This window comes from Pseudoalteromonas sp. SG43-1, from assembly GCF_014164415.1.
Lineage (GTDB): Bacteria > Pseudomonadota > Gammaproteobacteria > Enterobacterales > Alteromonadaceae > Pseudoalteromonas > Pseudoalteromonas distincta.
Window position 1 is genome coordinate 51,440 of sequence record NZ_JACJFD010000024.1, and the last position, 25,533, is coordinate 76,972.

Consider the following 25,533-nt stretch of genomic DNA (forward strand, 5'->3'; position numbering starts at 1 on the left):
ATGCTAAAACATGTATGTACATTAGATAAACGTATTTTAGTGTACTTTTTTATTGCTGTTAGTTGCTTAACAGCAATGCCAAGTGCCGCAAAAAACATACATACGTTTGTTTATATACCTGCCGGTTCTCTCAGTGACAGCTTAAGAGAAGTAGCAAATGCATATGCAGTCTCTTTTAGTAGTAACCCTTCACTTATCGACGACAAAACTACATCCACCTTAATTGGCGATCATACACTTGCTCAAGCACTAGATTTTTTATTAATAGGCAGCGAGTTAACATATAAAATTCAAGACAAGGGTTTTGTTATTTTTCAACAAAAAATAACGACCAATAAAGAAACACTTGAAGAAATAACAGTAAAGGGTATCCGCTATTCGTTGGCTCGCTCACGAAACTTAAAACACAATAATAAAACGATTAGCGAAGCCATTTCTGCACAAGATATTACCGACATTCCCAATACTAACTTGGCTGAAGCCTTACAGTATATTCCGGGTGTAGCCATTACTCGCGAAGCAGGCGAAGGTCGCCAAGTATCAATACGTGGCAGTTATCCTGATTTTAGTTTGGTAACACTCAACGGTATGCCTGTATTGGCAAATAATGATTCACCAATGGATAGTCGAGTGCAAAAACAGCGCGATCGTTCTTTCGACTTCAATATTTTACCTGCCGAACTATTTAAACAAATTCATGTAATTAAAGCCTATTCTGCCGACAAAATTGCAGGTGGAATATCTGGCACTATGGCACTGCAAACTATAAACCCCTTAGATAATGAAGGATTTAAATTTATTATTACACCAGAAGTCGGCTACAACGACTATGTGGGTACAGGCGCAAAGCGCTATTCAAGCTTAATTTCTAACACGTGGAATAATTGGGGGGTACTTGCAAGCGTTGCGTACACAAACAGAGAATCGTTAGAGCAAGGCGCTAATACATTTCGCTGGCGAAATATTGCCATAGAAGGCGCTGATCTCTCGGCGTTAACTCAATCACAAGCTCAGCATTTAACTCAAGGCGATTATATAATCCCTCGCGGTAATCGCTACTCGGTATGGCAAGCAACCCAGCAGCGATTTGGGGCAAACCTATCTGTAGAGTATAAAAACGAAACCACGCATTTTGATTTTGATATGCTCTCAGGTTTTTTAAAAGGAGAGCGGCATGAATATCATTTATACCCTAGAGGGGATCAGTCAACGCCTATAATTAAAGGGCTAACAACAATTAAAGACATTCAAGCTAATGAAAATAATGAGCTTGAGTATGCACGTTATGAAAATGCACGCGTGGCAACCGAAAGCCGAACTCAAAAAATAAATACGGCATATCAGCAAGGCGTGCTGTCATTTTCCCAGCAACTAGATAAAAATTGGAAAATAAACGCCATATTAGGAAACGAGCGCTCAAAGTATGACATTCCTTACAGCAATAAAATTTATACCCAAGGTATAAGTGACGTTACAATTGATTATCGTAAAACGCCATTTTATGCAGATATTAAGTACAGCGAAAACTTGAAAAATCCGACTATGTGGCAAATGCATCATGGTGATATAGAGCAATACAATTCAAATAGTGAGTACACCTTCGCAAAATTAGATTTTCAATATGACGTTAATAGTTTAATAACTCTTCAATTTGGGGCTGATTGGACGCTGTTTGAAAATAAAATGAATAACGCACAGCAAAACGATATTTTTTTTAATGAAATATCCGATACACCACAACAATTAATTGACCTTCCTGCATCGTATGTTTCATCGCAAAATGCACATAAAAAACAGCAGTGGTTAAAAATAAACACTAATGAGGCACTTAAGCTTTATGGCATTGACCCATTTAATGTACAAGCCAATAATTTTTTAATCACGACTAAAGCTGAACATATAAAGGAATATAGCAGAGGTGCTTATACTCTATTAAGTACAGAGCAAGAAAAATGGGAGGCTCATATAGGTGTACGTTACCAATCAGAATCTATAACATCTTACACTCAAGCGCCTTACTCTCCGATTTTGTATAGTCTATGGCTTCCAACTTTTAATGGGTCATATTTTATTAACGATAATTGGCGATTTCGTGCAGGACTTTCTAAAAACTATTCAAAACCATTACTAAATTCACTCAATTTTGATGGCTCAAACGATACCCCCAATAGTACAAAATACATATTTAACTCAAATCTAAAACCTTACTTATCTTATAATAGCGATATTTCCTTAGAGGCTGATTTTAGTAGTCGCAGTTCGTTTAACATATCACTTTTTTATAAAGATCTAGAGGATTACATAGTCACAACACAAGCGCCTTTATTTGAAGATTCGCCGCCTACAACCTCCGATAGTCAATTACTTTGGCTAAGTAATGCAGAAACGGCCTATCAGTGGGGAGCCGAGGTAAGTTTAAACTACTTAATACATAATTCTGATTGGGGCATTAATATACAAGCGGCTTATAATAAAGGTAAAGTCACCTATTATGACTCAAATAGTGGCACTGCTTTATTTAAAAAAAACCTGCCTTTTTTATCTAAAATTACCGCATCAAGTATGATTTTTTACGACCACCCTAAATTCAATTTTAAACTCGGCGCTATTTTTAGAGATAAATATTTAGTGCGTGCTGGCAGCCTTTTACTCGATGAAAACGAAACCGGATTTATGCCGACCACATATTGGGATGCAAGTGTAAATTATTATTTTTCTAATTATTGGAAACTTAAATTTAGCGCATTTAATCTCAGTAATGAACAAGAGCGACAATACAGTAATTCAACCCTCAGAGCTTACAACTCAACCACAAGTGGACGTACCTTTTACTTAGGGTTGAGTTATCAGTATTAAATGATTTTTCCTGTTTTTAAATCAACGCGGAAATTCTCCCCCTGGGTATGTTGACTAAATTTTGCCATTACTTTTATTAACAGGGCTAAGTATTGCTGTATTTGCGTATCTGTTTTACATGTAGATTGTGCTAAAAAAGTATTTAGTTGTTGATAAGTAATCCGTTTTTTAGCTGTTATATCTGCTGTTACATCACCATTTCTTAATAAATAAAAATCTCGAAGCCATTCTTTTGTCGATACAGCTTCAAGCTGAGAGAGCAAATTAGGCGGTGCTTCATTTAAACATTGCATATTTGTAAACCAATCGGCTAAATGATGATTGTCATTTAACCATGCCACTAAATTTTTAGGCCAATCGCGTTTTAAAAAACGCTGTTTAATCAGCCCAAATAAATGTTGCTTGGTAAAATCACCATAACTCTTTGAGTTCAAAATAGTGCGGTCAAAATTACTAAGATTATGCAGGTTACGGTATTGCCATTCCTTTTCATATAAACTAAATAAATCATTAAAACCAGGTACATCGTCTAATGTATGGGTACTAATAAGCGCGGTTTGCTTTGCTAAATTTAGCTCTACAACTTTATAGGCCGCTTTGTAAGCCGCTAAACTTGGCACTTGCACATTAACTAACTGGGAGTGCTGATTACTGGTTATCAGCGCCGTATCATTTAAATGCATATGCCCTGCAAAATGGAGCGTTAACCCTGTATCTGCCAGTATTTTTGCTGTACGTGGTGTTGGCACTCTTGGTAGAGAAAAATGACCACGGCTAAACACTTTATGTAATTCGTCATTTGCATTGTCGTAAAACTCCCCCATTGGAAAGTGACTAAATGCAACCAGTGTTTTATTTTGCGTTTTGGCTCTTTTTACAACCGTTTTTATCCACTTTAACAATAGAGGCTTTGCATCAATTAAAGCATTATAGCCGGCACCAGACGACCCTTTAAAAGTGAGCGGTGAGTTTTGCCATTGCGGTGCATAAACATTGGCATCAATTGCCATTAACCAAACCCCTTTTATAGGCTCAACTAAATAACTCGCATCGGGCATGGTGATACAGTGTTTTTTGTTATTGGGGTTACACCATATAAACTCTCGGTTTTTATAAGGCGTTTCATATAGCACATCACCTTTATGCTTACTAAACCCAAAGTCATTGAGTGTGCTTAGTATTTCAGCGTATCCCCAATTTTTTAAACCATCATCACATACAGACTGCTTAGCCATACACTTTTCATGTTGATAACTATAAACACCAAACTCTTTACCTTGCGCCATTAAAAAGTCAGCTTTACCTGCCGGTGTTGTATATGGTTTTACGGGATCGTGATTACCCGGTATGGCAAAGAAACGCATTCCATATTTCTTTTCATAATGACCTAAAATACGCGCCAGTGCCCGCACATTAATAGGTTGACCATCATCAGTAAAATCGCCAGGTAAGGCGACTAGTTTTATTTTTTTTTCGGCTAATTCATCTAATACATGTAAAAAAACAAAATAATTTTCATTAAAAAGACGTGTTGAATGAAGCTGGGCAAGCATACTACGCACTAGTAATGGTTGCTTTGAGGTAACGTCCTTTGGTAGTTCTATATTATCTACGTCATGTAAATTAGCAAAAATATCATGTAGATGAATATCAGCTAAAAATGCCACTTTAACCGTCTCCATCTGCGACGCACTTTTAACCTCAAAGTACTCAATAGCACTTACTTTGCATGTAATACATAACCCAATCCATAGTGCTAACCATAGTACTTTGACTCTAATCATGATGGCTTTATCCCGTTTTTATTTCACTCATTATTTAGAGCGAGGTAATGGATAAAAGGGGACATAAAATTTTATAAACATGCTTTTCTATTATGAAACTTTTATTAAATGCATATTTTTGTGTCCCCTAATTTATAAATGCTCGCTCTTAGATAGCAAACTCAACAATTGAGACGTGCTATGCCATTTTTTATTTTTATTTTTTTTGCAGGTTATGTAAGCAGTGTTAGCGCTAAGCCATTAAACACCCTGCAAATGATTGGCTCACATAACAGCTATAAAAAAACATTAAACGTAAGCGTTAAACATAAATTAAATGATTTAAGCCCCAAGCTAATGGCCCGTATTGATTACGGTCATTCATCTATTATTAAACAGTTAAATAGCGGTGTTCGCCATTTAGAAATTGACGTTTTAAAAGACCCTAATGGGGGTTTATACATAAAACCTTGGGCTAATACTTTTGCAACAACGCCTTTGTTTAATGAGTTAGAAAAAAAGCAATTAGCTACTCCTGGATTTAAAGTAATGCACATTCCCGACATTGATGTGCAAAGCCATTGTGTGTTGTTTAGTGGCTGTTTGAATACATTGAAAGCATGGTCAGAGGCAAATCCGCAGCACTTTCCAATTGTTGTAATGCTCAATGTAAAAGAAACACGATCTGATTTAGTTCTGGGGAATAATCCACTTAAATTTACACCGACAGATTATTATTTACTCGATGAAGTAATTCAAAAATCGTTACCTAACTTATTATTCACGCCAGATGATTTACGCAAAACGCCATTATCTTTAAACCAAACAGTCGTTAAGTTTGGGTGGCCAAGTACACGTGCCTTAGCAGGTAAGTTCATATTCTTATTTGATGGCAATACACAACAATCCGCACTTTATAAACAAAATAGGCCTTCGTTAAAAGGGGCTAGCATGTTTGCCCATTATGATGAAAACCACCCCGAAGCTGCTTTTATGATTGTGAACAACCCTATACGCGACTTTTATAAAATTCAGCAACTTGTATTAAAAGGCTTCATGGTGCGTACCCGCGCAGATGCAAATTTAAGTGCCACTAATTCGCAACGAACAATGCAGTTTAATGCTGCAAAAAATAGCGGCGCACAAGTAATTTCAACCGATTTTATACCCGGCTCGCCACAGCAGGCGCGCTTTAACTATGTGGTGCAATTTGACGGAGGTCATTTAGTGCGCACAAACCCTTTTATTAATAATCAACTTTAAATTAAAAACCAAGGAAGCATCATGTTGAACAAACCATCTCGTACGCTTTTAGCAACGGCTATAATGAGTTCATTAGGCGCGTCTAATTATGTGTATGCAGAACAATCTGCGCAAACAGAAGTGGAAGAAATTGTTGTACAGGGTTATCGCAACAGTTTGTTAAAAGCAAAAGATTTAAAACGAAATGCTGTGGGCGCACAAGATTCTATTGTGGCTGAAGATATTGCAGATTTTCCCGATCTAAATCTAGCAGACTCACTACAACGTGTACCTGGCATTGCCATAACTCGAGAGGGCGGCGAAGGCCGACAAATTTCGTTACGAGGCTTGGGTCCAAACTTTACACAAGTACAACTCAACGGTATGGAAGCTTTAGGTACATCGTCTTCAGCAATGGATAGCCGAGGTTCCGTAAGTCGCTCTCGCGCTTTTGATTTTAATATATTTGCGTCTGAGTTATTTCAGCGCGTTGATGTGAAAAAATCCTTCTCAGCCGAAATGGATGAAGGTGGTATAGGTGGAACTGTTGGACTTCATACAGCAAAACCATTTGATTTTGATGGTTTTAATACTGCTCTATCAGGTCAACTTGGCGACAACTCACAAACCGATGATGTTAGTCCACGTTTTGCAGCTCTGATCTCAGATACTTGGGATGATAAATTTGGCGCATTATTTTCAATTGCATACAGCAAACGTGATGTAAATGAGCAAGGTTACAATACGTATCGCTGGCGCAAAAAAAATGCTTCAGGCTCTGATATCTCAAATCTTTCAGGTGAACTACAAGACAAAATAAATAACGAAGAAGTGAGCTTTTCACGCGGTAGTCGCTATTCGTTATTTGAGAATGATCAAGAACGCTTAGGGACAACACTTGCCCTGCAGTATCGCCCGAGTAATAACCTTGAATTCGGTTTTGACGCTCTATATGGTGAACTGAATAATGACCGCAGTGAATACCACTTACAAAACAGAGGTTCTAGCTCAACAGCTATTGGTTGTACTGGACCAGCTTATAACAACGAGCAAATATGCTCAAAGCTCACAACTCTTGAAATAAATGAAAATAACGACGCTATTTATTCAGTATACGAAGATGCCGCAATACACTCAGAAAGCCGCAGCCAATATGCAGACACTAAAATAAGTCAGTTTGTATTAAATAGCGATTGGCAAATTACAGAAGATTTAAATATGACCGCCTTAGTAGGGCGTTCAGAAACCAAGTTCAATACAGGCAGTGTTAAAGTTTACCTAGAAACATTTGGCGATGAAACTATTGATTATCGCAAGGATGCTTATTATGGGGAAAATACATACGGGTTTGATCCTACTGACAGTAGTTTATTCCGCTATCACGAAATTGATATATCTAAAGAAGAAATCACCAATACATTTGACTCTATAAAATTAGATTTTAATTACACGCTTAACAATACTTCAAATATAAAATTCGGTGTATCTAATAAAAAGTTTGAAAGTGAAAACGGTGAAACTAAATCTGATAACGTTAACCGCAGCGATTGGGAAAATGGCGTACTGGATGACACGGTAGATCCAAGCCTGACATTTACAAATACCGCGCACAATAAACAGCAATGGGTAAGTGTCGATGTACTAGGCACCCTAGCAAGTATGAATATCGATCCTAATTTAGATAATCCTGATTTTACCGATAACGTACAAGAAAAAACCTTTGGGGCTTATTTGCAATACGAAGCTGAATGGGAATTGGGCTCAGGTTATTTAATGGGTAATGCTGGTGTACGCCATTACGATACTAAGACCAACGCCGTAGGTTTAATAAATGAAGAAGTAGTTGATGTTGAAAACACCTACTCAGGACTTTTGCCTGCTATAAATTTAGTTTGGGATAGTAATAACAGTTTAGTACTTCGTGCAAGCTATGGCGAAAATCTCACCCGCCCTTCGCTCGGTGCATTAGTGCCAACAGGCGTTGTACAAAATGATGCCACATCAACCAATGGCCTTAGTATCAGTTCAGGAAACCCAAACCTTAAACCTTACGAATCTGTTAACTTCGACTTTTCAGTCGAGTACTATTTTGAAAACATTGGGTATGCGGCCGTAAGTTACTTCCATAAGTCTATCGATAACTTCATTATCACCGAAACATATGATATCCCGTACAGTCAAACCGGATATCCTCTTAGCTTTTTAGGCGACGTAGACGAAAACGGTAATCCGCAAACAGCAAATACTGTTTTCACCGTTATTCAACCACAAAACTTAGATGAAAGTGATATTAGTGGCTGGGAGCTCGCCTTTCAACGAGATCTCGACTTTTTGCCAGCTCCGTTTAATAACTTAGGTGTTATTGCTAATTATACATTTGCTGATGGTGAAGCGCTGTACCGTAATGTAGGTAATTCAGGTATTGATCAATATAAATCATTCCCAGGACTTTCAGAACACTCTGGTAACTTTACAGTATATTACGATTCTGATTCATGGGGCGCACGCGTTGCAGCAGCTTATAGAAGTGACTATATTGCATCGGTACAAGCGGGTAACGGCGATGAAGACGAAAACGGTTTTCATGCCAGTACATACATAGATGCATCAGCATTTTATCAGGTTAATGAAAAGCTAAAGCTCACTATAGAAGCCAGTAATTTGACTAATGAACGAGAAGAGCAATATTCAGACTCCAATGATCGTTTATACAACACAACGATTAATGGCCGTACTGTTTATTTAGGTGCAAGTTATCGTTTCTAAATTATAAAAATGAGGCTCTATTTTTGTGTAGAGCCTCGAATTGTTCTATAGGTACTCACCTAAAAAGACGACTTATAAATTCACTTAATTAAATAAAGCACTCAATGTAAATCTATTTACAATGGCTTTAACAAATATGACTTAAAACTACTTTTAATTAATTTGCTGAACAGATTAAGTTACGTTATTTACCAGTGCTTTTATTTTAAGGTCATGAAATCAAAGTTATATAAAATTTGATTGCCTAATTTCAGTTCTCCCCCCTTTAATCTCTAATGAAATATTAAGGCGCCGCTGTTAGTATTAAACAACATAATCAATAATTAAGTCTTAATATGATAAGTGGTTTTGATGGCAGCTAGTTATTCTCTCGATGATTTACGTTACTTTTGCACCATAGTAAAACTAGGTAGCTTTAAAAAAGCATCAGCAAATCTTGATATGTCACTATCAACCTTAAGCCGCAGAATACGTCTATTAGAGCAAGCTCTTCAATTAACGCTACTCAATCGAGATGCCCATCGAGTAACGCTAACGCATACTGGCGAGTTATATTACGACCGCTATCGCAAGTTATTTGAGGAAGTAGAGTGTATCGAGCAAGCACTTTGTGATGAAAAAGACCCACCTAAAGGGAAAATTAGGATCTGTGCCCCCATTTACATGGGTAAACATTTTTTAAGTCCTATTTTTTGTGATTTTTTACTGCAGTATCCCGATATTCAACTAGATTTACGCTTTTCAAATAACCTTATTGATATTGAAAAAGAAGCGATTGATATAGCATTTAGAGTAAGAAACCCTGCCATTGATAATTGGGTTATTAGAGAGCTTAAGCTTATTCATAATGTGCTTTGTGCTCACCCAGACCATGATTATCAATCCATCACTCATCCTAAACAATTAGAGCAGCACCCAAAAATTGCGTGGGTTGGTTCCGTGGCAATTAAACAATCAGCCAACGAGCGAAGAGTACAGTTTTAATCCAAACACACATGTTCGATTGGAGGTTGATGAAATTCAAATGATGAAACAAGCAGTTGAGTCTGGTGTGGGTATTAGCTACATCCCTGATTATATAGCATTACCACTTATTAAAGCCGAAAAGCTTAAACGCATTCTTCCTGATTGGCAAAGCAAAGGGCAGCCATTTTCTATGCTTTATCGCGACAGAAAACAAGTATCTTATCGGGTACGACTATTAATAGAGCATACATTGCAACACTTCAACGAAAAGTAGCAATGTATGCTTTTAAAAGGAAAGCTTTAAACGTTTAAAAACTAAGCCTAAGTACAATTACACCTAAAAATGCTGTTGCTAATCCTATCACTTCTTGGCGGGTAAAAGACTCTTTTAGAATGATGCGTGAGTAGAGCAAAATAATTAAAATGTTCATCCCCGAAATTGCCGAAACGAGCCCTGTATTACCAATTGCAAAAGCCGATATTATTGCCACCATACCTGCCACGTTTGTTAATCCAATCAGTAACCCGCATGAAAATGTTTTACTCGCAGACCAATACCCTTGAGAAGTGCCTTGCTCTGCTAGCATTTTTTTACGCTTTACTAACCAACTAACAGCAAAAAGAAAACTACCAAACCCGAACATCGACGTTAAAGTGGCGAATGTATCTGCCTCAAGGAGTGTTGATTGCTTACCCATTAAATCATTAAATGCAAAGGACAGAGCAGCCAGTAATCCCCATTGCGCACCTTGTAGGTTGTTCAACGAAATATCGCTTGAATAACGAATGATATAAAGGCCACCAAAAATAATGAAAAAGCCAATTAATTGAATTGTTGTTAAGGTCTCCTGCCACAATAAAAAAGCAAATAAAAGGACAAACAAAGGCGTCAATCCTGATAAAATACTAATTAAAGACGCTTTACCAACCGAAAACCCCTTATGCAACAAACCATTAGCAGCAAAAGAGCCAAAACCTAACGCTAGCCCAACCGTAATGTCTGCCCAGCCATACCATGTATGTTCAAATACCACAGTACCTAGCGCACTAATAACAAATCCTACAAAAAATACACCGAATAATAATAAGTTACGGTTAATCTTTTTCTGCGACGTCCATTGATACAACACTCCTCGGGCACCAAAAAAAACGGTTGCGAGTAATGCAAAAATTATCCACATACTAAAATGATTCCTTTAAAAACAACAATAGAGTATCTGTGCTGAGCGCTTTAACAACACGTGTTAAATTTGTAAGGCTAGTATATTTACTTTTTAAATTTTATAAATAAGCATTACTGGCAATATAGGTTTCATAAATGGCATTTACATGAATGCAGGTAGGCAATTTTCGTAAAGGGCGTCATAGGCATAACTGCTCAGCTCCACTCTATAAATTATATAAGGTAATAAAATAGCTTTGAGCAGTTACTGAAGAGGCTAACTAGGTTGTTTAAATGGATTACGTGTATCTTGGTGATCCTCAAGATTACGCATTAAAATAGCGTGATCTAAGTTAATGCCGTTATCTAGCGGGATTTTTACAATGTGACCGGAGCCTTTAGCATCGCTAATACTTTCGCCTTTTTTGTTTTCCATATATTCAAGCGTAAAAGTAATGTTACCTTGTGGTGTCATAAGCTCTAAAGAGTGACCAGTACAAAATTTATTTTTAACGTCTATTTCAACTAATCCATTTTCGCAGCGCCCAAGTACTTCACCCACAAATTGCTGCTTAGTTGATACAGAGTGACCGTATTCATAGTTTTGATAATCTTGGTGGGCATGGCGTTTTAAAAAGCCTTCGGTATAACCACGATGCGCCAAGTTTTCTAATGTTTTAAATAAGTTAGTATCAAATGGTTTACCCACAGCGGCATCATCTATTGCTTTACGATAAACTTGTGCAGTGCGCGCCACATAATAAAATGACTTAGTACGCCCTTCTATTTTTAAACTATGTACACCCATTTTTGTTAACTGCTCTACGTATTGAACAGCGCGTAAATCTTTGGAATTCATAATATACGTGCCGTGTTCATCCTCAAATGCAGGCATATACTCACCAGGGCGACCTTGTTCCTCTAGCATAAATACATCGTTGCTTGGTGCGCCTTCACCTAATGTAGGAATCACCTGTTTGGGGTCAATTTTATGCACCATTTCGCCGGTTTCGTTCTCAACACCAGGTTTTACATCGTAATCCCAACGACATGCATTAGTACACGTCCCTTGATTTGGATCGCGCTTATTTATGTAACCAGAGAGCAAGCAACGCCCCGAATACGCCATACACAGTGCGCCATGTACAAATACTTCAAGTTCGGTGTCTGGGCAGAGTGTGCGTATTTCGGTTATTTCTTCGAGCGACAGCTCCCGCGATAAAATAACGCGTTCAATTCCCTGCTTTGCCCAAAATTGTACACTCGCGTAATTTACCGCATTCGCCTGTACTGATAAGTGAATAGGCATCGCAGGCCATTTTTCACGAACAAGCATAATTAAACCAGGGTCCGACATAATCAGCGCATCGGGCTGCATCGCAATAACTGGCTCTATATCACGTAAATACGATTTAACTTTAGCGTTATGCGGCGCAATATTAGACACCACATAAAACTTTTTATTTTGCGCATGCGCCTCACTAATGCCTATTTGCAGGGTCTCTAGGTCAAACTCATTATTACGCACACGCAAACTATAGCGAGGCTGCCCCGCATAAACCGCATCTGCGCCATAAGCAAACGCGTAGCGCATGTTTTTTAAACTGCCTGCGGGGCATAATAATTCAGGAATAAAAGGCATTGAAGAAATAACGGGTAACATGTGCGCTCCATACATCGAACTGGGTTTAAACCAGTTGCATGAGTTTTACCAATTTGATTGAAAAATTAAGCATTAATCCAGTGAAATTGGTGTTATTGAAAAATACATAAACACAAGCGCAGCAGTATAAATATGGCTAATAATTTAAATTTGATCGAGATCATAAAACAGCAATCAAACTGGTTTTTAATAAAATTAGGATTTTTCACTTAAAACGCGTATAATTCGCGCCCGTTAATATTCACACTTTTACTTAAAATTATTGGAGCATAAAGATGGCTTTAGAGCGTACTTTCTCAATCGTAAAACCTGATGCAGTTGCTAAAAACCACATTGGCGCTATCTACAACCGTTTCGAAACTGCTGGCCTTAAAATCGTTGCAGCTAAAATGGTTCACCTTTCACAAGAGAAAGCTGAAGGTTTCTACGCAGAACATAGCGAACGTCCTTTCTTTGGCGCTTTAGTATCTTTCATGACATCTGGTCCAGTAATGGTTACAGTTCTTGAAGGCGAAAACGCTGTTCTTAAAAACCGTGAAATCATGGGTGCTACTAACCCTGCTGAAGCACTAGCTGGCACTTTACGTGCAGACTACGCTGATAGCATCGACGAAAACGCTGTTCACGGTTCTGATGCTGTTGAATCTGCTGCTCGCGAAATCGCGTACTTCTTCGCTGACGAAGAGCTTTGTTCACGTACTCGTTAATTCGAATTCGTTAACAAAATGAAAAGGGCTTTCGGGCCCTTTTTTAGTCATTACGTAAAGTATCCATAAGTGCATTTTTTGATATTTTACTTAATGATTAAAGTGAGTGAATTGTGTACAATTCGTCCTCGTAAATTTTTATCTCCACCGTCACCGATTGAGGTTGTTTCATGACCGAGCAAAAAAAGATTAACTTATTAGATTTAAACCGAGATGCAATGCGCGAGCTATTTGCATCGTTCGGTGAAAAGCCGTTTCGTAGTGACCAGGTGATGAAATGGATTTATCATTTTGGCGTAGATAACTTCGACGAAATGACTAACGTAAATAAAAAGCTTAAAGAAAAGCTTAAAGCTGAGTGCGAAATTGTAGCGCCAGAAATAACAGTTCGCCAACAAGCAAGCGACGGTACTATTAAGTACGCGCTTATTCTTGAAGGCGGCCAAGAAGTAGAAGCCGTTTGGATCCCTGAAAAAGAGCGCGCTACGTTATGTGTATCATCACAAGTGGGTTGTGCGCTTGAATGTACTTTTTGTTCTACTGCTCAACAAGGCTTTAACCGTAACTTAAAAGTATCTGAAATTATTGGCCAAGTTTGGCGTGTAGCTAAAGATATAGGCCTTGATGGTCATAGCGAAAAGCGCCCAGTGACTAATGTTGTAATGATGGGTATGGGCGAGCCTTTACTTAATCTTAAAAACGTAGTGCCAGCAATGGAACTAATGATGGACGATTGGGGCTTTGGTTTATCTAAGCGCCGCGTAACATTAAGTACTTCAGGCGTTGTACCTGCTCTTGATTTACTAAAAGAAAAAATTGACGTAGCACTGGCTATATCTCTTCACGCACCCGATAACGCACTGCGTGATATTTTAGTGCCTGTTAATAAAAAGTACCCTATTGAAGAGTTTTTAGCGGCGTGTCGTCGTTATATCGACGGTTCAAAGGCTAATAAAGACGTAACTGTTGAATACGTTATGCTTAATGGCATTAACGACAGCACTGACCAAGCGCATGCATTAGTACAAACGTTAAAAGGCACACCGTCTAAGGTAAACCTTATTCCGTTTAACCCGTTCCCGGGTAACGAGTACACACGCTCAAGTAATAGCCGTATCGACCGCTTTTCAAAAGTACTACAAGCTGCAGGTGTAACCTGTATTGTGCGCCGTACTCGCGGCGATGATATTGACGCAGCTTGCGGTCAGTTAGTCGGTGACGTAGTTGACCGTACTAAACGCTTAGCTAAAAAGAAAATCCGCGACGATAACGCGATTGCCGTTAATATCCACCAAGCATAATCTGTAACAGCCTTATATGAATAAACTATATAAGGCTGTTAAGTTGTTTATTTTTAAATAAATGATGCAAGAGTAAAGCTTTTAGGTAAGATAGGCGACATGGACTAAAAATAAAGAGATAAGGTAATGCGATCTATACTTGCTATAACACTATCAACACTTGCCCTAAGTGGCTGTGTGAGTGAAAGTAGTTATAACGGCAGTAATAAACCCGTCGTCGAAAATAAAGTTAATAATACTGGCGCAGCACGAACACGAATTGCTTTAGCCCTACAGTATTTAAAAACGGGTAATAATTCTCAAGCCAAATACAATTTAGAACGTGCAGCAGCATTTGCTCCTGACCTACCTGAAGTACATTACTCTCTTGCTTATTACTACCAACAAGTGGGCGAAAACCCGCTAGCTGATAAAGCCTACCAAAAAGCACTTGAAATCAAGCCAGACGATCCTAACACCCTCAATAACTACGGTGTGTTTTTATGTGGTATTGATGAATACGATCGTGCAACTGATCAATTTTTAAAAGCCATTGAAGTACCAAGTTATATTCGCGTTGCCGAAAGCTACGAAAATTTAGCCCTGTGTGCTATTGAATTTGATGATTTTGAAAATGCAGAAAGCTACTTTCAACAGGCACTTAATCACAGCTCTCAGCGAACATCTACATTAATTAGCTTAGCCGCACTGTATTACGCTAAAAGTGACTTGTACAAAGCCAGTGAACTTTTAAAACGCTATGAAAGTACGGGTCAAGTATCTTCTCGCGCATTAATGCTTAGCTATCTTGTAAAAAACCGAATGGGCAGAATTGAAGAAGCTGAAAAAATTTCCAACACTATTTTGCAAACTTACTCTACCAGCAACGAAGCCTATGCGTTAAAAGAGAAAAGAACACGTTTTAATGAGTTTGAAATACTGCGAGAAAAATACCGTAAAGCGCAGTTAAAAGAACTAAAAAATGACGCAAGCGGCGCGCACGTTAGTTCAAAACCAAAAATAAAAGTTATTAGAAAGAAACGTTCGCCAGAGGACGGTTCAACAAGCTTGGTAACAAACAACGAGCAAAAAACAGATAAAAAGCTCGCAACAGCAAATAACCAAGATGTAAATCCAGTTATAGCAAGAGAAGAGCAAGCTCAAGCATTGCCAAATACGCTCAGTACGCAAGCCGACGAAGCAACCGTAATAGCAAAACAAGTAACGACCCAAAAAGAAGAGGCTCCTAAAGTCGTCGCGCCAAGCAATCCTACCGATACATCGGCTGTTATGATTGCACTTACTACTGAGCACGACTCTGCAGATTCTATAGTAGCAGCGCCTGAAAAAGCACAGCCCGTTTTAGAACCTCAAAAAGAAGTTATAGCAACAAAACAACCGGTTAAAGCCGATGACGAGGTAACAATAATCTCGTTTGGCGCACCTAAAACAGGCCAGTTTAATTCGCAGCAAACTAGTAACTACAGTAATTCTGCACCTGCAGTTACAAATCAAAAAAACAGTAGCGACGTGGTATTCTACGAAGCGACTAAAAACACAACCGTTTTTGAAAACAGCAACTATCAAAATAATGCTGATATTGAATTTAAAAGCTACGAAGCAGTGCAAAAAGCTGAGCTTCCAATGCTTAATCCAAAAGTATCGCCTTTACGCGTGCCATTTCATGTAATTGCTGTTGGCGAAAACCTATTTAGCATTTCGGTGCGATACAATGTTAAACTACAAAAACTCCTGCAATGGAATGGTTTAAAAGAGTCGGATCGGGTAATGAATGGAAGTAAAATATACCTAAACGATCCTAATATTTATTACGAAATTAAAGCTGGTGATTCCCTTTACGATATAGCTACCCAGCGGCATGTATTAATTGATGAATTAATGCGATGGAATAAATTAAGTCCTGATATAGCATTAAAACCAGGGCACAGACTTTTACTAGTGGATCCAGACTCATACACATTATGAATGAAGAAAATACGCAAACACAGAGCGAACAGCCAACTGTAGGCCAAATACTAAAAAATCATAGAGAGCAAGCAAACGTTAGCATCGCAACTATCGCTGCACCGTTAAAGCTGTCTGAACTTCAAATTAAACGCCTTGAAAATGATGAATTTGCGTTACTAGGCCCTATCACTTTTGTTAAAGGCTATATAAAAAATTATTGCCGTGAATTAAAAGTCGATAGCGCACCTATATTAGCAATGATGCCGGCCCCACCAGAGCCGACCAAGCCCGCTAATATGCAAAGCTTTTCGCGCCGAACAGAAAAAGAAGCAAGCGACAGCCGTTTAATGTTTTTTAGTTATTTAATTTTAGCGATTGTTATTGGCTCATCTGCTTTATGGTTTTGGCAAAACGCCACCCCCATTGAAGAGCAAACCAGTAAAATAAACGTTGCCAACTCAATAATGAGTGAACGACAAGCAGCTCAACCCAGTATTTTACAGCAACAGCAACAAGCCGAAATTAACGACGAATCACTATTAGAATCAAAAGATACGCTTGAAACATCAACAAGCTCAGAAGCCGTTACAGAAACGGCTCCTATTACATCTAACAACGAAAGCCAAGAAGATGCTAGCAGTACAATTGTTATGAACTTTAACGGCGAAAGTTGGGTTGAAATTTACGATGGCGAAGGCGAAAAAATAGCATTCGGCGTTAAAAAAGCAGGCTACATTATGACCGTAAGCGGAACGCCTCCTTTTTCAGTTGTGCTTGGTAAGCATGACGCTGTAGACATTACTTTAAACGGCGAACCTGTAGATGTTTCTGCATTTCCTAAAAACCGTTTAGCCAAATTTACATTACCACTAGCAGAGTAGTCGCTATGTTTTCAGAATCCCCAATTAAACGCAGAAAATCCACCCGTATCAATGTAGGTAACGTCCCTATTGGTGACGGCGCCCCTATTGCTGTGCAATCAATGACCAATACCGACACCATGGATGTTGATGCAACCGTTGCACAAATTCAGGCAATACAAGATGCAGGTGCCGACATAGTGCGTGTATCAGTACCGACTATGGACGCAGCTGAAGCGTTTAAAAGTATTAAAGAACAAGTGACTATTCCGCTAGTAGCCGATATTCACTTTGATTACCGTATAGCCTTAAAAGTGGCAAAGTACGGCGTAGATTGTCTGCGCATAAACCCAGGTAATATAGGTAGCGAAGAGCGTATAAGAGCTGTGGTCGATTCTGCTCGCGAGTATAACATTCCTATTCGTATTGGTGTAAATGGCGGCTCACTTGAGCGCGACTTACAAGAAAAATATGGCGAGCCTACACCTGAAGCCTTATTAGAATCAGCAATGCGCCATGTAGATATATTACGCCGCCTTGATTTTGACCAATTTAAAATATCGGTAAAAGCATCAGACGTATTTTTAGCGGTAGGCGCCTATCGCTTACTCGCTAAAGAAATAGACCAACCACTGCATTTAGGTATTACCGAAGCGGGCGGCATGCGATCTGGCTCGGTTAAATCAGCCGTAGGTTTAGGTATGCTACTTGCCGAAGGTATTGGCGATACACTGCGAGTGTCGCTTGCAGCTGACCCTGTTCAAGAAATTAAAGTAGGTTTTGATATTTTAAAATCGCTGCGCATACGTTCGCGCGGTATTAACTTTATTGCCTGCCCAAGCTGTTCTCGTCAAGAGTTTGATGTAGTAAGCACCATGAACCAGCTAGAAGAGCGCCTTGAAGATATTATTGAGCCTGTATCGGTTTCGGTAATTGGTTGTGTTGTAAACGGCCCAGGTGAAGCCCTTGTGAGTGATATTGGCCTTGCCGGTGCAAACCGTCGCTCAGGTTTATACATTAATGGTGAGCGCCAAAAAGCGCGTATTGACAACAACAACATTGTTGACCAGCTCGAAGGCTACGTGCGCGACTTTATTGCTCAAAAAGAGCAGCAAACACCTATCGATATTAAAATAGTCGAATAAATACCGTATAAAGCGCCAAACAACGGTGTTTGGCGTTTACCTTTATGACCAGAACGCTATAATAGCGGGTCAATTTTTAGCATTCTTGTTGTGTAAGCATTTTTTATTACACATAAACAGCATTTAGGATTTATCAGTGGCAAAACAAATTCAGGCAGTTCGCGGTATGAACGATTGTCTGCCGGGCGATACACAAGTTTGGCAGAAAGTAGAAAGCATTTTACGCGAGACAGTAGCATCGTTCGGTTATCAAGAAATTCGTTTTCCTATTGTAGAATCAACCGACTTATTCAAACGCTCTATTGGTGAAGTTACCGATATAGTAGAAAAAGAAATGTACACCTTTGCCGATCGCAATGGCGACTTATTAACACTTCGCCCAGAAGGCACCGCAGTATGCGTACGTGCTGGCAACCAAAATGGCTTACTATATAACCAAGAACAACGCCTTTGGTACATGGGTCCAATGTTTCGTCACGAGCGTCCGCAAAAAGGTCGTTACCGTCAGTTTCACCAATTTGGTTTAGAAACATTTGGTATTGCCACAGCCGACATAGACGCAGAAGTTATTTTATTAACAGCGCAACTATGGGAAGCCTTTGGTATTACTGACCACGTTCGTTTAGAGCTAAATTCTTTAGGCTCTAACGAAGCGCGTGCAGATTACCGTGATGCGTTAGTAGCCTACCTTGAGCAACACATTGATGTGCTTGATGAAGACTCAAAACGTCGTATGTATTCAAACCCATTACGCGTACTTGATAGCAAAAACCCAGACGTACAAGCAATTTTAACTGATGCGCCTAAATTGTCTGAAAACTTAGACGCTGAATCAAAAGAACATTTTGAAAATTTATGTGAACGTTTAGACGCTGCTGGCGTCTCATATACGGTTAATGAAAAGTTAGTACGTGGTTTAGACTACTACAACCGTACCGTATTTGAATGGGTAACCGACAGCTTAGGCGCACAAGGCACAGTATGTGCTGGTGGTCGTTACGACGGCTTAGTTGAACAGCTTGGCGGCAAAGCAACGCCAGCAGTTGGTTTTGCAATGGGTCTAGAGCGATTAGTGTTATTACTACAAGCGCTTGAGTGTGTAGGTGACATTCGTCGTAATGCTGATGTATATTTAGCAGCAATGGGCGACAAAGCAAGCATTCAAGCTCCTGCAATTGCAGCGCAACTACGTAAAGACGTACCAGGTTTACGCGTTATGGTGCATGCGGGCGGCGGCAACTTTAAAAAACAATTAAAACGTGCTGATAAAAGCGATGCACTTGTTGCAGTGATTATTGGTGAAGATGAATTAGAAAAAGGCGTTGTGACCATCAAGTATTTACGCGAGCGTAAAGAACAAGTCACATTAGAATTAGAACAAGCTAAAGCGCTATTAGCTGAGCTTATTAACGGCTAAGCGAACATTAGAGGTAAGAATGGATATTTATTCAACAGAAGAACAACAAGCAGAAGCCATTAAACGCTTTTTCCGTGAAAACGGCATTTCACTTGCACTAGGCATACTTGTTGGCCTTGGTGGCTTATATGGCTGGAAAGCATATAACCAAAACCAAATTACTACCGCTGAAAAAGCATCAGATTCATATACAGCGCTTGTTGAAAGTGATGATGTATTATCTTCAGCTGATGCGTTTATTAGCGAAAATAAAGATACAAACTACGCAACACTTGCTGCATTTGTTGCTGCAAAAGACGCTGTAGAAGCAAAAAAATTAGACGTAGCAAGCGAAAAGCTAAGCTGGATAGTGTCTAATACTGAAAATACAGAATTAAAAGCAATTGCGATTACACGTTTAGCGCGAATTCAAATTGCACAAACTAAATATGACGATGCATTAACTACATTAAATGCACCATTACCTGAAGCATTCAATGCAAACGTTGCCGAGCTTAAAGGCGACATTTACACACAGCAAGGTAACAAAGATCAAGCACGTACTGCATACCAAGCAGCAATAGATGCGGGTGGATTAACAAGTAACCCACTATTACAAATTAAGTTAGATGACCTAGCAGTAACTAGCCCAGCGGCATAAGGTTTTAGGCATGAAAAAATTTACAACAGCAGCCCTTGCCCTATGTATGGCAACACTGATGGGTTGTTCATCAAGTGATGATGAAGATGAACTAGTACTTCCTGAAATTGTAAACCAATTTGAAACTGACGTTGTTTGGCAAGAATCTGTCGGTGATGGCGTAGAGCATTACTTTTCTCGTTTAACACCAGCTGTTTACAAAGATACTGTATATGTTGCTAGCCGCGAAGGCCAAGTAGAAGCGCTTTCGCTTACTAACGGCGATACCAAGTGGGAAACCGATGTACGCCAAGATTTATCGTTTTGGCCATGGGCTGACAACGGTAATGCAAAATTATCAGGTGGTATTTTGCAAGCCTATGGTAAAATTTATATAGGTTCTGAACACGGCTTTATTATTGCTCTTGATCGCGAAACCGGTGAAGAAGTTTGGCGTAAGAATGTACCAGGCGAATCACTGTCTAAACCGACAGCAGGCGATGGCTTAATATTTGTAAATTTAGGCTCTGGTAAATTGTTAGCCCTTCACCCAGATACGGGCGAAGAGCGTTGGAGTTTTGAACAAGAAGTTCCACCACTAACATTACGCGGACAAAGCTCGCCAACCGTTGCTAACGGTGGTGTATTAGTAGGCCTTGAAACAGGCAAGCTAAGTGTATTAATTTCAGACAGTGGTTACTCAGCATGGAGTGCAGAAATTGCGGTTGCTAAAGGCGCATCAGAATTTGAACGCCTAGTTGACGTAGACACTCAACCACTTATCAGCGGTCCATACGCTTACGCTATAGCTTACAACGGCAACTTAGCTGCTGTAGATATTCGCTCTGGCAATGTTGTATGGAAACGTGAGTACAGCAGCTACCGCGAAATTGCGATGGATGCACAAACAATTTATTTAGTAGATAGCGATGGTGTTATTTACGCATTAGATAAAAATTCAGGTATTGAACGTTGGAGCCAACCCGCTCTACGTGGTTGGTACCTAACAGGCCCTGCAGTTGCAGGTAGCCACTTAGCTTTAGGAGACCAAGAAGGTAACCTACATTGGCTAAATAAAGAAACTGGCGAGCTAGTATCTCGTGAAGACTTTGACAGCTCGGGCTTTTTTGTTGAGCCAGTTGTTGCCGACGATAAGCTAATTTTATACACCCGTGATGGTGAAGTTAGTATGGTAAAAATACCTAACTAACTAGCTAACACTTAAAGGTTTTTTGTAAGGCTTCGCACTGCGAAGCCTTTTGTTGTTTTTTAAAGAGGTAGTTTATGCTTCCCGTGATCGCTCTAGTTGGGCGACCCAATGTGGGCAAGTCCACATTATTTAACCGTTTAACACGTACTCGTGATGCACTCGTAGCCGATTTTCCAGGTTTAACACGAGATAGAAAATATGGCCAAGCTAGTTACGATGGCTATGAATTTATCGTGGTAGACACGGGCGGTATTGATGGCTCAGAAGAAGGCATCGAAATCGAAATGGCAGATCAATCTCTGCTAGCCATTGAAGAAGCCGACATTGTTCTGTTTTTAGTAGATGCTCGTGTAGGTATGACCGTAGCTGACCAAGCCATTGCTAATCACTTGCGCAAGCAAGAGAAAAAGTGTTTTGTTGTTGCCAACAAAACCGATGGTATTGACGCAGATTCAAATTGTGCTGAATTTTACCAATTATCATTAGGTGAAATACATCACATTGCAGCTGCACATGGCCGTGGTATTACATTATTACTTGAGCAAACACTTCAGCCGCTTATTGCTGAACTAGCCGCGCAAGATGAAGAAGTAACAGGTGATGACGAAGAACTAATCGACCTTTACGAAGAAGGCGAAGGAGATGATACCGATCATCAATCATTTGCAGATAAACCTGTAAAGCTTGCTATTATTGGTCGCCCTAACGTTGGTAAGTCAACACTTACAAACCGCATATTGGGTGAAGATCGTGTAATTGTATATGATATGCCAGGTACAACACGCGATTCTATTTACATTCCAATGACGCGTAACGACAAAGAGTATGTGTTAATTGACACCGCAGGTGTTCGTAAACGTAAAAAAGTCAGTGACGTAGTTGAAAAGTTCTCAGTAATTAAAACATTACAAGCAATCGAAGATTGTAACGTGGTTTTACTTGTTGTTGATGCGCGTGATGGTATTTCTGATCAAGATTTAAGCTTACTTGGTTTTGCGCTTAACTCTGGTCGTTCATTGGTTATCGCCGTGAACAAATGGGATGGCCTAGACGACTACGTTAAAGACCGTATTAAAACAGAACTCGATCGCCGTTTAGGTTTTATAGACTTTGCACGCCTACACTTTATATCTGCATTACACGGTACAGGTGTTGGTCATTTATTCGAATCTGTTGACGAAGCTTACGAGTCGGCAACTAAACGTATAAGTACAGCAATGCTGCGCCGAATTATGGACATGGCTCAAGCCGATCACCAACCGCCACTTGTTCGTGGTCGTCGTGTTAAGCTTAAATATGCGCATGCCGGTGGTTATAACCCGCCACGTATTGTAATTCATGGTAACCAAGTTCACGATTTACCAGATAGCTACAAACGCTACCTGATGAACTACTACCGTAAAGCACTTAAAATTATGGGCACCCCAATCAAAATTGAATTTAGAGAAGGTGATAACCCATTTGCAGGGCGTACTAATAAAGTAACGCTTTCGCAAAAACGTAAAATACGTGCGTTTGCAAAAGAAAACCGTAATAAATAAACTGCATAAGCGTTAATTTATTACAAAAAAAACGGCGTACTATTTAGTACGCCGTTTTTTATGCTTTATACCAATTAGCTTAATTAAGTGATCTATTTTGAGATTTGAAAAACATGTTGCTAGCTAGGCAAAAAATTCGCTATTTAGTGGTTCAAAATGAGAATTTTTAACGCAGGGAGCGACATATTTAGCTCCGCAAAATGATTAAGTATTATTGCAGATAAGTACGCTTATAATCCTTCATATTCAGCTTCCCTTGGCTTTAAAATATGTTCTTGGCAAGTCATTTTGTTCCAACAATCCGTTTCAGGTACACCGTAATACCAGGCTCTAAAAATCGGTTGATACTTTTCAATCACCCGTTGTTGCATACGTTTTGAAAAATGGGGTAAGTACATAGTTTTGATCACCGTAATGTGCCTTTTAATCGTCTTTCCTAAATTAAAGCGCGCTTGGCGATACCGAATGTCTGCTTTTTTATATTCCCTGCTATCAGGTGTAAAGTTTTGCATGTCTTGCTTAGGGCCAGTCGCCCAGCCAGCTACTTTATTCATTTGTTCAGCAAACGGCTTAACGGTAAACGTGATATGAATAGGGTCATCAGCATCGGTGGGCGCAAAGCCTCGCGGAAATCCGCGGTGGTGATAATTAGGATGAGTAACAGTAAACTCAATCGATGCATAGGCGTTGGGCTGTAATAAATCCAAACGCTCCCGTGGGAAGGTAATTGGCTCATTAGCATAGGCCGTTTTAAAATATTTATAACCAAAGTCAATACCACAACTACTATGACCACACGACTCTGAATAGGCCGACTTTATCAAAAAAGGGAATTCTGGCACTGAGCCATCCTCTGTTTCAATCGTCACAACAATAGGCCCACGATAGCCATGCGCTTTATCAAATACCGTAGTGCAACTTGTTGTCAAAAAACACGCCAGTAGCACACAGTAAAATTGCAGTGCAGTTTTACACTTATAATCCTTCATACTCAGCCTTCCTTGGTTTTAAAATTTGTTCTTGGCAAGTCATGCTTTTATTAGCAGCACTTGCGAGCTTAAAATTAATGTAGCGTTCATGACTACTTTATTATTCAAAGTTAAGTAATGCTAATTGCACCAGCCGTTCAACTGTGGTGCCTTGAAAATTTGTAGGCGCTTTAGGATAATACTTTGATTTTGGCGGCTTAATAGTTATAAAACCATGATTGGTTGCCATTTCGTGGGCTAACAGCTTACGCTCTCGGGGTGTTAAATGGTTTTCGTGTATTTTTGCCAGCTCGCCACTATCAAGCCATATTCCTGCACAACCTGGGCATTCGTCTATTTCGACGGCCTCTACTGGCGAAAAATACCTGCGCATCATCACAATGTTTTTGCACTTTGGGCAATTAACTCGTAGCGATACATCGTATTCAGTCTCACTATAATTACTCAAATGTTTTAGCAATACTTGGCTATGCTTTAGCTCTGGAGAGCTAAATTTAAATATTTGGCTGTTATCAAAAAACACGCCACCTTGCGCTGAGGTGTAAACAGTGATCCCGCCAACAAGTAAAGGTTCAAGTGGCGTATCGCTACGAGGACAATACATTTAAAATTCCTTTTTATTTTATATTTTTATTATTTATTATTTATTATTTATTCAAGTGCTTTGTGAATAAGCCCAACAAGCGGCGCCGGTAGAGTAATATTACCTGTAAGTACAAACTCATGCGCGTCATCAGACATTTTTTGCCATGTACGGCGAATAATACCAACCCACTTTTCTTCATTATAATCGGGCTTATTATTAGCAAACCCGAGCATGTAATGCTCAATAAATACCAGGCTTGCTACATCTTCTACTAATTGGCTATCAGGGTTACGTTTAATATTTTTTTTAGCAACTGCATCGTACACTCTGTTTTGCTCAGCATCGCTGTATCCAGCTTGCTGCATAAGCGCAACAACACTACTTGCATGAAATATATAAAGCGCACTGCGCCATTGATGATAGCCCTGCTTGTTCATTGCAAAGTCGCTACGCGGCGATTTCCAACGTTGTATATGCTGCCCACGCACTGCAATTTGCATAAGCTCGTCAGCATTGGGGTTAAATCGGCTAAGCATGTCGCTCATTCGCTGTGAGTATAAATACTCTTTAGGAACACTCTCCCCATTAAATTGCTCACTGTTTGGGTCTTGGTTGTTTGCTTCATCAATTAAGGCGATTACTTTATTAAACATGACGGTCATTTTTTATAATGAGTTTTTATCATTCTAAACGCTGATAAAACAATAAACTAGTGCGCCACTCAGTTATGAAGTGAAATTTGTTCAATCAAAAAGTAAAGCCTAGAGGCACAAGTTATAAAAGTAAGCGCATT

20 protein-coding genes are annotated in these 25,533 nt (G+C 39.4%); 14 read left to right on the forward strand and 6 right to left on the reverse strand.

Annotation, left to right across the window (positions count from 1 at the left end):
* On the forward strand, positions 1-2,856 hold the full coding sequence (locus H5159_RS15740; protein WP_182780619.1) for a TonB-dependent receptor: 2,856 nt from the start codon (positions 1-3) through the stop codon (positions 2,854-2,856).
* On the opposite strand, the gene H5159_RS15745 is transcribed toward H5159_RS15740, so the two are convergent.
* On the reverse strand, positions 2,853-4,640 hold the full coding sequence (locus H5159_RS15745; RefSeq protein ID WP_182780620.1) for a metallophosphoesterase: 1,788 nt from the start codon (positions 4,638-4,640) through the stop codon (positions 2,853-2,855). The genes H5159_RS15740 and H5159_RS15745 overlap by 4 nt on opposite strands.
* 180 nt (positions 4,641-4,820) lie before the next feature.
* Here H5159_RS15745 and H5159_RS15750 point away from each other — a divergent pair, with 180 nt between their 5' ends.
* The 4 genes from H5159_RS15750 to H5159_RS21095 all read left to right on the forward strand — a co-directional run bounded on the left by H5159_RS15750 (position 4,821) and on the right by H5159_RS21095 (position 9,867).
* Positions 4,821-5,882 (forward strand): Ca2+-dependent phosphoinositide-specific phospholipase C, encoded by a 1,062-nt coding sequence (locus H5159_RS15750; RefSeq protein WP_182780621.1) that lies wholly within the window; start codon positions 4,821-4,823, stop codon positions 5,880-5,882.
* Between the two features lie 21 nt (positions 5,883-5,903).
* Positions 5,904-8,627: a TonB-dependent receptor gene (locus H5159_RS15755; protein WP_182780622.1), complete on the forward strand. Its 2,724-nt coding sequence runs from the start codon at positions 5,904-5,906 to the stop codon at positions 8,625-8,627.
* 351 nt (positions 8,628-8,978) lie between these two features.
* Entirely contained in the window at positions 8,979-9,611 is a 633-nt protein-coding gene (locus H5159_RS15760) for a LysR family transcriptional regulator (protein WP_259399123.1), read from the forward strand.
* A gap of 40 nt (positions 9,612-9,651) precedes the next feature.
* Positions 9,652-9,867: a LysR substrate-binding domain-containing protein gene (locus tag H5159_RS21095; RefSeq protein ID WP_259399124.1), complete on the forward strand. Its 216-nt coding sequence runs from the start codon at positions 9,652-9,654 to the stop codon at positions 9,865-9,867.
* Positions 9,868-9,901: 34 nt separating this feature from the next.
* Here H5159_RS21095 and H5159_RS15765 read toward each other — a convergent pair whose 3' ends face one another.
* Positions 9,902-10,774 (reverse strand): EamA family transporter, encoded by an 873-nt coding sequence (locus tag H5159_RS15765; RefSeq protein ID WP_182780623.1) that lies wholly within the window; start codon positions 10,772-10,774, stop codon positions 9,902-9,904.
* Between the two features lie 258 nt (positions 10,775-11,032).
* Positions 11,033-12,418, reverse strand: coding sequence for a tRNA 5-hydroxyuridine modification protein YegQ (gene yegQ, locus H5159_RS15770; RefSeq protein WP_182780624.1), 1,386 nt, complete (start codon positions 12,416-12,418; stop codon positions 11,033-11,035).
* 275 nt (positions 12,419-12,693) lie between these two features.
* Between yegQ and ndk the strand changes: the two genes are divergently transcribed.
* The 9 genes from ndk to der all read left to right on the forward strand — a co-directional run bounded on the left by ndk (position 12,694) and on the right by der (position 23,165).
* On the forward strand, positions 12,694-13,125 hold the full coding sequence (gene ndk / locus H5159_RS15775; protein WP_002961288.1) for a nucleoside-diphosphate kinase: 432 nt from the start codon (positions 12,694-12,696) through the stop codon (positions 13,123-13,125).
* Between the two features lie 170 nt (positions 13,126-13,295).
* Complete coding sequence (locus tag H5159_RS15780; RefSeq protein ID WP_002961289.1) at positions 13,296-14,426, forward strand: bifunctional tRNA (adenosine(37)-C2)-methyltransferase TrmG/ribosomal RNA large subunit methyltransferase RlmN; 1,131 nt, start codon at positions 13,296-13,298, stop codon at positions 14,424-14,426.
* Positions 14,427-14,552: 126 nt separating this feature from the next.
* Positions 14,553-16,391: a type IV pilus biogenesis/stability protein PilW gene (pilW, locus tag H5159_RS15785; RefSeq protein ID WP_182780625.1), complete on the forward strand. Its 1,839-nt coding sequence runs from the start codon at positions 14,553-14,555 to the stop codon at positions 16,389-16,391.
* Complete coding sequence (locus H5159_RS15790) at positions 16,388-17,254, forward strand: RodZ domain-containing protein (RefSeq protein ID WP_002961292.1); 867 nt, start codon at positions 16,388-16,390, stop codon at positions 17,252-17,254. Before pilW ends, H5159_RS15790 begins: the two co-directional genes overlap by 4 nt.
* A 5-nt stretch (positions 17,255-17,259) precedes the next feature.
* Positions 17,260-18,378 (forward strand): flavodoxin-dependent (E)-4-hydroxy-3-methylbut-2-enyl-diphosphate synthase, encoded by a 1,119-nt coding sequence (gene ispG, locus H5159_RS15795; RefSeq protein ID WP_154904108.1) that lies wholly within the window; start codon positions 17,260-17,262, stop codon positions 18,376-18,378.
* A gap of 136 nt (positions 18,379-18,514) precedes the next feature.
* A complete protein-coding gene (gene hisS / locus H5159_RS15800; RefSeq protein WP_008168943.1) occupies positions 18,515-19,795 on the forward strand; it encodes a histidine--tRNA ligase in 1,281 nt (426 codons plus the stop codon).
* A 19-nt stretch (positions 19,796-19,814) separates the two neighbouring features.
* Positions 19,815-20,435 carry a tetratricopeptide repeat protein gene (locus H5159_RS15805; RefSeq protein ID WP_182738768.1) on the forward strand — a complete coding sequence of 207 codons (621 nt, stop codon included), beginning with the start codon at positions 19,815-19,817 and terminating at the stop codon, positions 20,433-20,435.
* Positions 20,436-20,445: 10 nt separating this feature from the next.
* The gene (gene bamB / locus H5159_RS15810; protein ID WP_002961301.1) at positions 20,446-21,624 is read left to right on the forward strand and encodes an outer membrane protein assembly factor BamB; all 1,179 of its coding nucleotides are present in this window, start codon (positions 20,446-20,448) and stop codon (positions 21,622-21,624) included.
* A gap of 74 nt (positions 21,625-21,698) precedes the next feature.
* Complete coding sequence (der, locus tag H5159_RS15815) at positions 21,699-23,165, forward strand: ribosome biogenesis GTPase Der (RefSeq protein ID WP_182780626.1); 1,467 nt, start codon at positions 21,699-21,701, stop codon at positions 23,163-23,165.
* Between the two features lie 230 nt (positions 23,166-23,395).
* Here the strand turns inward: der and H5159_RS15820 are convergent, their stop codons facing one another.
* The 3 genes from H5159_RS15820 to H5159_RS15830 all read right to left on the reverse strand — a co-directional run bounded on the left by H5159_RS15820 (position 23,396) and on the right by H5159_RS15830 (position 25,393).
* Entirely contained in the window at positions 23,396-24,154 is a 759-nt protein-coding gene (locus H5159_RS15820) for a hypothetical protein (RefSeq protein ID WP_154904106.1), read from the reverse strand.
* A gap of 100 nt (positions 24,155-24,254) precedes the next feature.
* Entirely contained in the window at positions 24,255-24,758 is a 504-nt protein-coding gene (locus tag H5159_RS15825; protein WP_182780627.1) for a zf-TFIIB domain-containing protein, read from the reverse strand.
* Positions 24,759-24,805: 47 nt separating this feature from the next.
* Positions 24,806-25,393, reverse strand: a complete 588-nt coding sequence (locus H5159_RS15830) for a DUF4202 domain-containing protein (protein ID WP_182780628.1) — start codon at positions 25,391-25,393, stop codon at positions 24,806-24,808.
* Positions 25,394-25,533: the final 140 nt, after the last annotated feature.

Bases quoted from the DNA above. Each gene is read 5' to 3' on its own strand.
- H5159_RS15830 (WP_182780628.1), bottom strand. From the start codon at position 25,393: ATGTTTAATAAAGTAATCGCCTTAATTGATGAAGCAAACAACCAAGAC.
- H5159_RS15745 (WP_182780620.1), bottom strand. From the start codon at position 4,640: ATGATTAGAGTCAAAGTACTATGGTTAGCACTATGGATTGGGTTATGT.
- H5159_RS15780 (WP_002961289.1), top strand. From the start codon at position 13,296: ATGACCGAGCAAAAAAAGATTAACTTATTAGATTTAAACCGAGATGCA.
- pilW (WP_182780625.1), top strand. From the start codon at position 14,553: ATGCGATCTATACTTGCTATAACACTATCAACACTTGCCCTAAGTGGC.
- H5159_RS15740 (WP_182780619.1), top strand. From the start codon at position 1: ATGCTAAAACATGTATGTACATTAGATAAACGTATTTTAGTGTACTTT.
- ispG (WP_154904108.1), top strand. From the start codon at position 17,260: ATGTTTTCAGAATCCCCAATTAAACGCAGAAAATCCACCCGTATCAAT.
- der (WP_182780626.1), top strand. From the start codon at position 21,699: ATGCTTCCCGTGATCGCTCTAGTTGGGCGACCCAATGTGGGCAAGTCC.
- H5159_RS15750 (WP_182780621.1), top strand. From the start codon at position 4,821: ATGCCATTTTTTATTTTTATTTTTTTTGCAGGTTATGTAAGCAGTGTT.
- H5159_RS15765 (WP_182780623.1), bottom strand. From the start codon at position 10,774: ATGTGGATAATTTTTGCATTACTCGCAACCGTTTTTTTTGGTGCCCGA.
- bamB (WP_002961301.1), top strand. From the start codon at position 20,446: ATGAAAAAATTTACAACAGCAGCCCTTGCCCTATGTATGGCAACACTG.
- H5159_RS21095 (WP_259399124.1), top strand. From the start codon at position 9,652: ATGATGAAACAAGCAGTTGAGTCTGGTGTGGGTATTAGCTACATCCCT.
- H5159_RS15755 (WP_182780622.1), top strand. From the start codon at position 5,904: ATGTTGAACAAACCATCTCGTACGCTTTTAGCAACGGCTATAATGAGT.
- H5159_RS15760 (WP_259399123.1), top strand. From the start codon at position 8,979: ATGGCAGCTAGTTATTCTCTCGATGATTTACGTTACTTTTGCACCATA.
- yegQ (WP_182780624.1), bottom strand. From the start codon at position 12,418: ATGTTACCCGTTATTTCTTCAATGCCTTTTATTCCTGAATTATTATGC.
- ndk (WP_002961288.1), top strand. From the start codon at position 12,694: ATGGCTTTAGAGCGTACTTTCTCAATCGTAAAACCTGATGCAGTTGCT.
- H5159_RS15805 (WP_182738768.1), top strand. From the start codon at position 19,815: ATGGATATTTATTCAACAGAAGAACAACAAGCAGAAGCCATTAAACGC.
- H5159_RS15820 (WP_154904106.1), bottom strand. From the start codon at position 24,154: ATGAAGGATTATAAGTGTAAAACTGCACTGCAATTTTACTGTGTGCTA.
- H5159_RS15825 (WP_182780627.1), bottom strand. From the start codon at position 24,758: ATGTATTGTCCTCGTAGCGATACGCCACTTGAACCTTTACTTGTTGGC.
- H5159_RS15790 (WP_002961292.1), top strand. From the start codon at position 16,388: ATGAATGAAGAAAATACGCAAACACAGAGCGAACAGCCAACTGTAGGC.